Source organism: Streptomyces coeruleofuscus (assembly GCF_039532725.1).
In the GTDB taxonomy this organism is placed as follows: domain Bacteria; phylum Actinomycetota; class Actinomycetes; order Streptomycetales; family Streptomycetaceae; genus Streptomyces; species Streptomyces coeruleofuscus.
Genome location: NZ_BAAASE010000001.1, coordinates 1,452,276 through 1,464,228, shown reverse-complemented (window position 1 = coordinate 1,464,228; position 11,953 = coordinate 1,452,276). Strand labels below are relative to the sequence as shown.

The 11,953-nt window shown below is 74.3% G+C and carries 11 protein-coding genes; 7 read left to right on the top strand and 4 right to left on the bottom strand.

Translation table 11 applies throughout. From position 1 onward, the window contains the following. Positions 1 to 71: 71 nt before the first annotated feature. Both ABFX81_RS06395 and ABFX81_RS06390 read left to right on the top strand, forming a co-directional pair. Complete coding sequence (locus ABFX81_RS06395; protein ID WP_346137782.1) at positions 72 to 1,808, top strand: IucA/IucC family protein; 1,737 nt, start codon at positions 72 to 74, stop codon at positions 1,806 to 1,808. Next, the gene (locus ABFX81_RS06390; protein ID WP_086852589.1) at positions 1,805 to 3,019 is read left to right on the top strand and encodes a type III PLP-dependent enzyme domain-containing protein; all 1,215 of its coding nucleotides are present in this window, start codon (positions 1,805 to 1,807) and stop codon (positions 3,017 to 3,019) included. The genes ABFX81_RS06395 and ABFX81_RS06390 overlap by 4 nt, the downstream gene beginning before the upstream one ends. Positions 3,020 to 3,082: 63 nt before the next feature. Here the strand turns inward: ABFX81_RS06390 and ABFX81_RS06385 are convergent, their stop codons facing one another. From ABFX81_RS06385 to ABFX81_RS06375, 3 genes are all read right to left on the bottom strand, one after another. Then, the gene (locus ABFX81_RS06385) at positions 3,083 to 3,715 is read right to left on the bottom strand and encodes a sigma-70 family RNA polymerase sigma factor (protein WP_086852587.1); all 633 of its coding nucleotides are present in this window, start codon (positions 3,713 to 3,715) and stop codon (positions 3,083 to 3,085) included. A gap of 177 nt (positions 3,716 to 3,892) precedes the next feature. Then, the gene (locus ABFX81_RS06380; protein WP_086852585.1) at positions 3,893 to 4,570 is read right to left on the bottom strand and encodes a hypothetical protein; all 678 of its coding nucleotides are present in this window, start codon (positions 4,568 to 4,570) and stop codon (positions 3,893 to 3,895) included. 129 nt (positions 4,571 to 4,699) lie between these two features. Continuing rightward, positions 4,700 to 5,176, bottom strand: coding sequence for a DUF4396 domain-containing protein (locus ABFX81_RS06375; RefSeq protein ID WP_346137781.1), 477 nt, complete (start codon positions 5,174 to 5,176; stop codon positions 4,700 to 4,702). Between the two features lie 99 nt (positions 5,177 to 5,275). On the opposite strand from ABFX81_RS06375, the gene ABFX81_RS06370 reads away from it, so the two are divergent. Next, positions 5,276 to 6,073 carry an SDR family oxidoreductase gene (locus tag ABFX81_RS06370; protein ID WP_086852581.1) on the top strand — a complete coding sequence of 266 codons (798 nt, stop codon included), beginning with the start codon at positions 5,276 to 5,278 and terminating at the stop codon, positions 6,071 to 6,073. Positions 6,074 to 6,094: 21 nt separating this feature from the next. Here ABFX81_RS06370 and ABFX81_RS06365 read toward each other — a convergent pair whose 3' ends face one another. Continuing rightward, a complete protein-coding gene (locus ABFX81_RS06365) occupies positions 6,095 to 6,943 on the bottom strand; it encodes a methyltransferase domain-containing protein (RefSeq protein ID WP_086852591.1) in 849 nt (282 codons plus the stop codon). A gap of 191 nt (positions 6,944 to 7,134) precedes the next feature. Between ABFX81_RS06365 and ABFX81_RS06360 the strand changes: the two genes are divergently transcribed. The 4 genes from ABFX81_RS06360 (at position 7,135) to ABFX81_RS06345 (ending at position 11,787) form a co-directional block, all read left to right on the top strand. Then, positions 7,135 to 7,932: a VOC family protein gene (locus ABFX81_RS06360; protein ID WP_086852580.1), complete on the top strand. Its 798-nt coding sequence runs from the start codon at positions 7,135 to 7,137 to the stop codon at positions 7,930 to 7,932. Between the two features lie 77 nt (positions 7,933 to 8,009). Further along, positions 8,010 to 8,546, top strand: coding sequence for a GNAT family N-acetyltransferase (locus ABFX81_RS06355; RefSeq protein ID WP_086852578.1), 537 nt, complete (start codon positions 8,010 to 8,012; stop codon positions 8,544 to 8,546). Positions 8,547 to 8,575: 29 nt separating this feature from the next. Next, entirely contained in the window at positions 8,576 to 10,462 is a 1,887-nt protein-coding gene (locus tag ABFX81_RS06350) for an ABC transporter permease subunit (RefSeq protein ID WP_346137732.1), read from the top strand. Continuing rightward, a complete protein-coding gene (locus ABFX81_RS06345) occupies positions 10,459 to 11,787 on the top strand; it encodes an MDR family MFS transporter (protein WP_346137731.1) in 1,329 nt (442 codons plus the stop codon). Before ABFX81_RS06350 ends, ABFX81_RS06345 begins: the two co-directional genes overlap by 4 nt. The last annotated feature ends 166 nt before the right edge of the window (positions 11,788 to 11,953 follow it).

The following is an 11,953-nucleotide window of genomic DNA, read 5'->3' as shown; positions in this document are numbered from 1 at the left end:
GTGCCGCCGTCCTCGTCCCCCTCACCGACCTCGTCCCCGCATCGAACCCGCGCACCCCGCTGGAGCCCGCCATGCCCTCGCTGACCGAATCGCCCGGCACCACCGCCGCCGCCCCGGTCTCCCTGCCCACCGCCGACGACGTGGTGGCGCACACCCTGCTGAACTGCCTGCTGCGCGAGGTGTCGGGGCCCGAGCGCCAGACCGTCGTCGCCGAGGGGCACCTGCTGCTGCGGCTGCCCCGCCGCGGGGTGCTGCTGCGGGTCGCCCTGCGCCGGACGTCGCTGCTCGGCGCGCACCGGTTCACCGGCCCGGTGTGCGAGGAACGGGACGGCGGCCGGAGGTTCGTGGACTGGCGGCGACTCGCCGCGTACACGTGCGACGAGCTGTCACTGCGCACCGGGGTGCGCAACGAGGAGTTCCTGGAGCAGGTCGCCTCCAGCCACGCGGCCGTCGCCGCCGCCCTCGCCACCGGGCACGCCTCGGACATGCCGGACGACCCGCGGTCCGCCTACATCGCCTCCGAGCAGTCCCTCCTCTTCGGGCACCGATTTCATCCGACGCCGAAGGCCCGCAGCGGCGACCCGCTTTCGTGGGCGGCGTACGCGCCCGAAGCGGGTGCCTCCTTCCCGCTGCGGCACCTCGCCGTGCGCGAGCACCTGATCGCGCAGGAGAGCGCCGAACCGTCGGCCACCGCCGTCCTGGACCGGCAGTGCGCGGACGTCCCGGACGGCTACCGGCTGCTGCCCGCCCACCCCTGGCAGTACGAGACGCTCCGGGAGCACCCGCTGCTGCGGGCCGCCCTGGAACGGGGTGACGTGCTCGACCTGGGACCGGGCGGGCGGCCCTTCGCGGCCACCGCGTCCGTGCGCACGCTGTACGACGGGGAGACGTTCCTCAAGTTCAGCCTGAACGTGCGGATCACCAACTGCCTGCGAAAGAACAGCAGTTACGAACTGTCCGGAGCGGTCGCGCTGACCCGGGCACTGGCCCCGGTGCTGTCCGGCCTCGCCGGGCGCTTCCCCGGCAGTGCCGTGCTCCGCGAGCCGGCCTACCGCACGCTCGCCCTGCCCGGGCCCGGCGGCGCACCGGACCGCGACCTGCTGGAGGGCTTCGGCGTGATCGTCCGCGAGGGCCTGTCCCGGCGGCTCGCGCCGGGCACCACTCCCTTGCTCGCGGCCGCCGTCGCCGACGAGTACCCGACCAGTACCGCACACGTCTCCCGCCTGCTCGCCGGAGCGGACGCGGCAGCGGCGCTCGACTGGTGGTCGGCGTACCTGGAGCTTCTCCTGCCGCCCGTCCTTGCCGCCTACTTCGACCACGGCGTGGTGCTGGAGCCGCACCTCCAGAACGTGTTGCTCTGCGTCGACGACGCCGGACGGCCCGCCCAGGTCCTCTTCAGGGACCTGGAGGGCACCAAGCTGCTGCCCGAGCAGCACGCACAGACGCTGGCCGCGCTGCCGCCCGAGGTGGCCGGGCCGATGACGTACGACGCGCGGCGCGGCTGGGACCGCGTCGTGTACTGCCTGCTGGTCAACCATGTCGCCGAGCTGCTCGCGGCCCTCGCCGACCTGCATCCGGAGGCGGAGCCGGCGCTGTGGGCGCGAGTGCGCGACACGCTGCGGTCATACGCCGGCCGGCACGGCTGCCCGCCCCGCCTGGCCGCCCTGCTCGCCGGGGTGCCGCTGCCCGCCAAGGCCAACCTGCTCACCCGCTGGGAGCGCAAGGCGGACCGGGCGGCGGGATACGTCCGGCTGCCGTCGCCGCTCGGCGAGGACGTGCTGCACGAGGCGAACAGGAGCTCCCGATGACCACCGCCCACCCGACGCCCGCGGTGCGTGACCGAGTGCTGTCGCTGCCGCCGTCACGGTTGCCGGCCTACGTCTACGACCTGGCGGCGCTACGCGCGCACGCCGCCCGGGTCCGGGCCGCACTGCCCGGGCGGGTCGAGCTGTACTACGCGGCGAAGGCCAACCCCGAGCCGGAGATCCTGGCCGCGCTGGGCCCCTGCGTCGACGGCTACGAGGTCGCGTCGGGCGGTGAACTCGCCCATGTCGCCGAGGCGGTGCCGGGCCGGCCGCTGGCGTTCGGCGGGCCGGGCAAGACGCCGGACGAGGTGACGGCCGCGCTGGAGCTGGGCGTCGGGCGGTTCCACGTCGAGAGCGAACACGAGCTGCGCGTGCTGGCCGAGCTGGCACGCCGCGTCGTGCCCCGGCGGCGGGTCGCGGTGCTGCCGCGCGTCAACCTGCCGGTGCCCGACGGCTCACTGGCGGGGAGCTCACTGGCGATGGGCGGGCGGCCGACGCCCTTCGGCATGGACCCGGCCCGGGCCGAGCCGATGCTCCTGGCCCTCGCCGACGGGACGTACCCACAGCTCGAACTGCGCGGCGTCCACGCCCACTTGGCGAGCGGGCTGGAAGCGGCCGAGCTGCTGGCGGTGGCGGAGGGCGTGGTCGGCTGGGCCACGGGACTCGGAGTGCCGGTCGCGGAGGTGAACGTCGGGGGCGGCATGGGCGTCGACTACGCCGGCCCGGAGCGCCGCTTCGACTGGGCCGCGTACGGCGAGGGCCTGGCCCGGCTCGCCGAGGCCCACCCGGGGCTGACGCTGCGGATCGAGCCCGGGCGGGCGCTCACCGCGTACTGCGGCTGGTACGCCACGGAGGTGCTCGACGTGAAGCACAGCCACGGCGAGGAGTTCGCCGTCCTGCGGGGCGGCACCCACCATCTGCGCACCCCTGCGACGAAGGGACACGACCAGCCCTGCTCCGTCCTGCCGGTGGACACCTGGCCGCACCCCTGGCCGCGACCGTCCGCACACAGCGGTCGGGTGACCCTCGCGGGCCAGCTGTGCACACCGAAGGACGTGCTGGCCCGCCGGGTGCCCGTGCGGGATCTCAGGGCCGGGGACCGGGTGGTGTTCTCGCTTGCGGGTGCCTACGCGTGGAACATCTCGCACCACGACTTCCTGATGCACCCGCGGCCCGGGTTCCACTTCCTGTCCGGCGACGCCCCTGCCCTGTGAATCGCTCGCGGGCGGGCCGGCGCCCACCGGACGGACCCGGTGGGCGCCACGGGCCGGGACGTGTCAGGCCGCGGCCAGGGCCGGTGACGCGACCGGTGGCGGTTGCTCCGCCTCGGCGAGCAGGGCCATGAGCGTCGCCCGGGCGCGGGCCACGCGGGAGCGGACGGTGCCGACCGGACAGTCGCTCAGCTCGGCTGCCTCCGCGTACGGCAGACCGAGCACCTGCGTGAGGACGAACGCCTCGCGCCGCTCGTCCGGCAGTGAGGCCAGCAGCTCCAGCAGCGCCACGCCGTCGTCGAAGCCGGGCAGGCCGCGCGGCTGGGCGAGTTCGACCGCCAGCTCCCAGTCCGGCAGGTCGGCCCGGCGGGGGCGTACGGCGGTGTACCGGAGGCTGTCGGCCACCGCGCGCCGGGCGATCGCCAGCAGCCAGGCACGCGCCGAGGAGCGTCCCTCGAACCGGTGCAGGCTGCCCAGCGCCCGCAGGAACGTGTCCTGCGCCAGATCGTCCACGGCCTGCGGATCCGCGCACAGATGGGCGACGTAGCGGATCACGTCGCGGTGCAGGGCGCGCACGAAGTGGTCGACGGCGGCCGGGTCACCGCCGCGGGCGGCCAGCGCCCAGGCGGTTATCGACTCGTCGGCCGACGCCGGACGTTCTCTTCTCTCGTGCGAAAGGGGCAGGGCAGGAGTGATCACCTGGTGTCCTTCTCGGGATTCCAGGACCACGGCAGGGCGAGTACGCGCACGCGGACATACGGGATGCCGGGCGTGCGCGCGCGTGGCTGCGCGGTCCGGTGAGTGAGGGCTGGGGCGTACGGGCGTACGACCGCACCGGGGCGCAGCAGTGGCCGCCCCGGGACTGACCGGCTGCCGTCAGACGGCAGCGGCCCTCACGGGTGGTCCTCTTGAGGTGATCGCGTGAACGAGGAGGAGAAGGCGCGGCGCCCGGTCCGAGGACCACCGCCGTACGCGCACGGGCGGGGGCGGCGGTGCGGGCAGGGCGAACAGGAGCCGCAGCGGCGCGGCCAGCCAGCCGCCCACGGCACGCAGGAGACGGAAGACGGCCCGCTCCCCGTGTCCCAGCCACAGGCCGCACAGCAGGGCGGCGAGCAGGTGGGCGGCGAGCATGCCGAGGGACGAGTCACCGTCAGGGGCGTGACTCGCGTGCCCCATGTGCCCGGACATGGACACGGGGGCCGACGGCATGGACCCCATGTCGTGCCCCATGGCCCCCATACCGTCGGCCCCCATGTCCATGGAGTCCATGCGCAGGGGTGCCGGGCCGCCCGATATGCCGTTCGCCGGCGCGAGCGAGAACGCCGAGTGCAGGGCCGTCTGGACGGCCACGGCGACGGCGACGACCAGCCGGAGTCCGCGCTCGCGGCCCGCCAGGCACCAGCCCACCACGCTCATCAAGGCCCAGCCGGCCAACAGCGTCCCGAGGGGCACGTGGTCGCCGGACATCATGACGTGCCCCAGGGCGGCGAGCACGACACAGACGGCCGCGAACACCGCGGCCCGTATCGTGCGAGCACACCACCCAGCCGTCATGGCGCCTCATCCTCGCATCCGGCACCGCTCCGTCACCCATGGGTACGGACAACGCCCGGGCCGGGCACTCAATCCACGCCATGTGATCCAGACCACTGCCGGTGCATGGGAGGCATCCCGGCTTCCCGGTCAGTGGTGGGCGTGCACCACGGCATGCCCCTTGCCCCGGCCGATCATCCACTTGTTGACCGGCGTCGTGATCAGGAAGGCCACCGCGAAACCGCCCAGGAGCGCGGACCAGAACAGGCCGTCCGTCAGATGGGCGTCCATCGCGCCGGGCGTGAGGGCGATGATCGCGTTGTCCACGAGTTCCATCACGGTGATCGAGACCGTGTCCGCGGCCAGGGCGACCCGGATCGCCGCCCCGAGGCCGAGACCGGCCCGCAGGACCGCGAACAGGGTGAACGAGTAGCCGAAGAGGAACGCGAGCCCGATGGCCAGGACCATCGTGGGCACGTTGTCCCACTCCAGCGCGGTGCCGATCACCATGCCGAGAATCTCGCCGATCGCACACCCGGTCAGACAGTGCAGGGTCGCCTTCACGGCGGTCCCCCAGGTCGCCGTTCCGTGGGGGCGCCCTTCGTGGTCATGAGTGGAGTGATCCATATGATCCATGACACCGACTATATACCCCCTAGGGGTATTCGCGCCATGGATGGCACCACCAACATCGCTGCTTCGGCCTGCCGTTCTAGAGTGCTCGTCATGACGACACCAGCGACGCGGGCCACACAGGCCTATCTCTCCGAATTGTTCTCCCTGCACGGCCGGGTCGCGGTGGTCACGGGCGGCAGTTCCGGCATCGGCCGCGCCATCACCCGTGCCCTCGCCCGCGCCGGGGCGAGCGTGGTGGTCGTGGCACGCGGTGAGGCCGGACTGGTCGCGACGGTCGAGGAGCTGACGGCCGAGGGCTGCCGCGCCGCCTGGGTCAGCGCCGACCTGAGCACGCGGGAGGGGGTGCGGACGGCCGCCGAGCGGGCCGTCGAGGCGTTCGGGGAACCCGACATCCTCGTCAACAGCGCCGGGATCAACGTGCGTCCGCCGATGGACGAACTCACCGAGGACGTCTGGGACCTCACGATGGCCGTCAACCTGGACGCGCCGTTCCTGCTGGGCCAGCGCTTCGGCCCCGGCATGGCGGAGCGCGGCCACGGCCGGATCCTGCACATCAGCTCGCAGCAGGCGCACCGGGCGTTCGTCCAGAGCGGTGCCTACGGCGCCTCCAAGGGCGGCCTGGAGTCACTGGCGCGGTCCCAGGCCGAGGCGTGGTCGCCGCGCGGCGTCACCTGCAACGTCCTGGTGCCCGGCTTCGTCATGACACCGCTCAACACGCGGCTGTCGTCGGATCCGGAGAAGGTGGCCGCCCTCGCCGAACGCACGCTGATCGGGCGGAACGGACTGGCCGAGGACTTCGCGGGAGTGGCGGTCTTCCTGGCGAGCCCCGCGTCCGCCTACATCACCGGGCAGGCGGTCTTCGTCGACGGCGGCATGTCGGTGCACTGACCCCGCCCCGGCGCCTGCCGGTCAGCACCCGGAGGAGTCCTTCCTCCAGACGAAGACCTCCGTGCTCGGCCCGCGTTCGGAGAACCTCCCCACAGAAGAGGCCTCCCGCAGCAGCCGGCGCAGGTCCCCTTCGAAGTCGTCCCGGCGCCCTTCGAACAGATGCGGCGCCGAGAACGACATGGAGAACACCCAGGCGACGACATCGTCGACGGTCCGCTCCAGCGCCTGCCCGCCGGGGACGACCAGACGCCGGGGACCGGAGAATCCCGCCCGGGCGAACACCTCGGCCTCTCCCCCGGCTGTGCCCTGCGGCAGCACCCCGCGGCCCGCTCGCCGCACGGGTCCCAGGTACCGCTTGACCAGCTCGTCCACCGCCGTGTAGGGGACCGGCGGGTGCGGCAGGCCGTCGAGGGTGCGGTGTTCCGTCTTCAGGTCCGCGATGTGCACCAGGGCGCCGCCCGGCTGGAGCATGTCCCTGACGGTCGCCGCGACCAGGTCGCGGTCCATCCAGTGGAACGACTGCGCGAAGGTGGCGACGGCGAACGTGCCGAGCCCCGCGGGCAGGGTTTCCGCGCGGGCCCTCACCCAGCGGGCCTTCTCCCCCACTCCCCGGTCGGTGGCCCGGCGTCCGGCTTCGGCGATCATGCCGCGGTCGGGGTCCACGCCGACGATCTCGCCGAACAGATGCGCGAGGCTGAGGGCGATGGTCCCGGGCCCGCAGCCCACGTCGACGAGGCGCCCCTCCCCGTCGGGCCGCAGGACCTCCGCGAGCGCGTCCGCGAGCCCCGGGGCGTACGGAGGCCGCCCCCGCTCGTAGTAGGCGGCGGTCCCCGCGAACAGCGTGTCGTCCCACTCCCAGCCGGCCACCACACCGCCCACCACCCTCACCGCACAGAGCTCCACGATCACCCGGCCGGGCGATGCGCCCGATGATTCCACGGCCCGGCAACCGGCCGGGGGCACAGGTCCGTTGATCCGCCGACCGGGCAGCGGCCGAGGGGCGATTGTCAGTGCCCGGTGTCACGCTGGGCACACCGAATCTGCGGAAGGGAAGCACCGCCATGATCACCACGGAATTCGCCCCCGGTTCCCCCTGCTGGCTCGACCTCGGCACTCCGGACGTCCGGGCCGCGGCGGCCTTCTACGGCGCCGTGCTCGGGTGGGACTACGAGTCCATGGGCGAGAGCGAGGACTTCGAAGGCGGCATGTTCCGGAAGGACGGCAAGATCGTCGCCGGTCTCGGCAAGCTCACGGAGGAGGGTGCGCGCCCGGCCTGGATGCTCTACTTCAGCGTCCCCGACGCGGACGCCACGACGGAGGCCGTGCAGCAGGCCGGCGGCACCGTCCGGGTGGCGCCGATGGACCTCGACGACTGGGGCCGGATGGCGCAGTACAGCGACCCGCTGGGCGGCCAGTTCGCCGTCTGGCAGCCGGGCACGACCAAGGGCGTCGACCTGGTCGACGAGCCGGGCTCGCTGTCATGGACCGAGCTGTACACGAGCGACGCGGCGGGCGCGAAGGAGTTCTACGGCGGCCTGTTCGGCTGGCAGTTCAGCGACATGCCGCTGCCGGGCGGCGGGGGCACGTACACCCTCATCACCCCCGCCGGGCTGCCCGAGGAGCGCATGCACGGCGGCCTCATGGAGCTCGGCAAGGAGGACCTCTCGCTGGCGAGCGGGCGGCCGTACTGGCACCCGGTCTTCGCCGTGGAGGACTGCGACGCCGCGGTGGCCAAGGTCACCGAGAACGGCGGCAGCGTGCAGATGGGGCCCGAGGACGCGGAGGGCGTCGGCCGGCTGGCGGTCTGCGTCGACCCGGCGGGCGCGGACTTCGTGGTGCTCACCCCGGCCGAGAGCTGAGCGCGGCCGCCGGCTGTGTGTGCCGAGCCACGTCACCTCGGCACTCTCACCGCATAGCTATTGCATATGATGTGCAAATGCGCGACTACAGCATCAGGGCGGCCACGGCGGAGGACATCGACGGGGCTCGGGCGGTGATGCTCGACGCGGTGTACCGCGACTTCCAGACGGGATACGTGCCCGGCTGGCACGCCGACATCATCGATCCCGCGTCCTTCTACGTGACACCGCCGCGGCACACGCTCCTGGTCGCCGTGGACGAGCGGGACGGGACGGTGGCGGCAACGGCGGCGCTGGACGCGCGCGGCCCGGCGCACCCGCCGAACCCGCGCTGGCTGGCCGAGCGGTTCCCCTCGGGCGAGACCGCACAGCTCCGGCGGGTGTACGTGCGCCCCGAGCACCGGCGGCGGGGGCTGGCCCGGCGGCTGGTGGAGGGTCTGCTGGACTTCGCGCGGGCCGACGGTGGTTACCGGTCCGTGTATCTGCACACGTACCCGCACTCGCCCGGCGCGACGGGCCTGTGGCGGAGCCTGGGCAAGGTGGTGTGCGACGAGCGGGAGGAAGTGCCCGGCGGGGGCAGCGGCGTGGTGCACTTCGAGATCCCCTTCGCCTGAGCGGCACGAGGACGACGCCGAGCACCTCGATGACACCCCTGACCAAGGCCCTGGCCGCCCTGCGCGTTCTCGCGCGCGGCGGCGGCCCGAAGCTGCTGTGGCGGGTCGCGCTCACGGCCGGCCTGGTGGGCGCGATCGGCCTGCTGCCGTGGCTGTCGCGCACCGACCCGGCGCTGACCGTGCTCAAGGCCCGCTCGGCGGACCGTGATCCGACCCCCGAGACGCTGCGCGCCATCCGCGACGAACTCGGGCTGGACGACGGCCCGTCGGTCCTGCTCGGCCGCTGGTTGGGCGGGCTGCCGCACGGGGACGCCGGCACGTCGTGGGTGTCCGGCGCCCAGGTGCTGCCCTCCGTCACGCAGGCGCTCGGTGCCTCGTTGCTGCTGATGTCCGGTGCCCTCGTCGTCGCCGCGGTCACGGCGACGGCCGTGTGCGCCCGCACGCTCCGGCTCGGCTCGCGGGGCCGGCTCGGCACGCGCGGTGCCGGCGGCACGGCGACCGCCGTGCTGGCCTCGCTGCCCGAGTTCCTCGTCGCCTCGGTGCTCGCCTCGGTGATCGGCGTGCAGCTGGGCTGGCTGCCGGCCCTGGGCTGGTACGGGCCGCAGTGGATGGTGCTGCCCTCGCTGGCCCTCGGCCTGCCCGCCGGCGCGGTCCTCGGGCGGATGCTGGACGACCTGCTGCCCGGCGCGTTCGCCGAGCCGTGGGCCCTGGCTGCCGCGGCCCGCGGTGTCCCGCCGAAGTCCGTGGCGCGGCAGGCGGTGCGCCGCTCTGTGCCCGGGCTGCTGCCCAACCTGGGCCTGTTCGTGGTCGGTCTGACCGGCGGATCGGTCGCCGTCGAGCAGATCTTCGACATCCCGGGCCTGGGCCGGCTCACCCTGCACGCCGCCCTCGCCCAGGACCTTCCGGTCCTTCAGACCGGCACGCTCGCCCTGGTCCTGCTCGCGGCCACCGCCGGTGTCCTCGCCCGGCTGACGGCCCGGCAGCTGATCGGGCCGGCGCTGCGCGACGGCGCCCTGCACTCCCTGCACCGCCCCGCCCCGCCCCCGCCCCGTGCCCTGCCCCTGCTGTACGGGGCGCTGCTCGCCGCGGTCATCGGCCTCGGCCTGCCGCGCGACGCGCTCGCCCTCGACCCCCTGGCCCGGCTGCAAGCCCCCTCCCCGGGGCACCCGTTCGGGACGGACGCGCTGGGCCGGGACGTCCTCGCCCGTGTCGCCCACGGCGCGCTGAACACCCTCGGCACGGCGCTCGCGGTGAGTGCCGCCGCCCTGGCGGTCGGGCTGCTGCTGGGGCTGCTGCCGCGGCTGTCCGGGCCGCTGGTCGACACCGTCAGTGCCGTACCGCCCGTCCTGGCCGGGCTCCTCGTCACCGGCGTCACGGGCAGTGGCCCCTGGGCGCCCGCCCTCGCCGTCGGGGTCGTGGCCTGGTCCCCGCTGGCCGCCCACACGTCCTCCCTGCTGCGTCAGGAGCGCGCGACCACGCACCTGGCCGCCACCCGCGCGCTCGGCGCCGGGCGCTGGCACCTGCTCCGGCACGAACTGCTGCCCGCCGTACTGCCGCCGGTGACCCGGCACGCCCTGCTCCGGCTGCCCGGCGTCGCGCTGAGCCTCGCCGCGCTCGGTTTCCTCGGCCTCGGCGCGCAGCCTCCGTCCCCCGAGTGGGGCCTGCTGCTCGCCGAGAACCAGCCGTACGCCGAGCGCGCCCCGTGGGCCGTCCTCTTCCCGGCGGCCGTACTCGCCCTGCTGGGGGCGCTCGCGGTGACGGCCGCCGGCGGCGTACGGCTGCCCCGGCGGCGTCGGCGGGCCGGCAGCCAGGCGGGACCGCCCGGCGACCGGTTCGTCCCCGCCCCACGGCGCCGGCCGAACCGTCCCGACGCCCTCATGACTCCTGTGCCCACCCCGACGAGGAAAGAACGATGACCGGCCTCATATCCCGCGCCCTGACCCGCCGGGCCGTCCGCGCGCCCAAGAGCGAGACCTCCGGCGACGGGACGCCCAAGGCCCCGCGCGAGAGCACCTGGCGGCTCTGGCAGGACCTGTCCCCGCTGCTGCGGCTGCTGATCGTGACCCAGCTCGCCTTCAACATCGGCTTCTTCGCCGTCCTTCCGTTCCTCGCCGAGCACCTCGGCACCGCGATAGGCATGGCGGGCTGGCTGGTCGGCTTCGTCCTCGGCCTGCGTACCTTCAGCCAGCAGGGCCTGTTCGTGGTCGGCGGCTCGCTCGTCGACCGCTACGGCGTACGCCCGGTCGTGCTGGCGGGCTGCGTACTGCGGATCGCCGGGTTCGCGTGGCTCGGGTTCGCGGAGGCGAGCTGGACCGTGATCGGCGCCGTGCTGGTGATCGGCTTCGCCGCCGCCCTGTTCTCCCCCGCCGTGGAGTCCGAGGTGGCCCGCCAGGCGGTGGTCTGGGAGGAGGAAGGGCACGGCTCACGCACCCGTCTCCTGGCCCTGTTCAGCGTGGCGGGCCAGGCCGGGGCCTTCGTCGGACCGCTGCTCGGCGCGCTGCTGCTCGCCGTCGACTTCCGCACCGCATGCCTCGCCGGTGCCGCGGTGTTCGTGCTCGTCCTCGCCGGGCACCTGTGGCTGATGCCGCAGCACATCCCCGGCAGGGTCCGCGTCCGGCAGCGGGGCGGAGCGCGCCTGCTGCTGCGCAACCGCCGCTTCCTGGCGCTGTGCTGTGCGTACGGCACGTACCTGCTGGCCTACAACCAGCTGTATCTGGCCCTTCCGGACGAGGTGCAGCGCGCGACGGGCTCCCAGGCGCCGCTGTCCTGGCTGTTCGCCCTGTCCTCGGTCCTGGTGGTGTTCGCTCAGCTGCCCCTGACTCGCTGGGCGGGCGACCGGCTCGACCTGCGCCGCTCCATGACCGCCGGGCTGCTGCTGATCGCGTCCGGTTTCGCGGTGGTGGCCGCGGCGCGTCCCGCGGGCTGGACGGGTGCCGCCGGGCTGCTGCCGGCCGCGGGTTTCGTCGTGCTGCTCACCGTGGGGCAGATGCTGGTCGTGCCCGCCGCCCGCGCCTGGGTGCCCGACCTCGCCGAGGAGGGCCGGATCGGTCTCTACATGGGTGCGCTCTCGTCCGTCTCCGGCCTGATCGTCCTCGTCGGCAGCGCGGCCACCGGCTCCCTGCTCGACACCGGCCTCCCGGCCGCCGTGCCCTGGCTGGTCCTCGCGGCCGTACCCGCCCTGGCGGTGACACTGCTGCCGCGCCGCAAGGAGCGGGCGCGGGGGGCGGGCGCGACGGCCTGACGGCGCGCGGAGGCGCGGGGAGGCGCGGGGAAGGGACAGCGACGGTCCGGCCCGCGCCCGAAGGCACGGGGAAGAAGCCCGGCAACCACGCGCGCCGCACGATCACCCCGGCGGGCGGCTCCTCCGCTCCCCGGTTTCCGGGACCGTGCCGTCCCACGCCACCGCG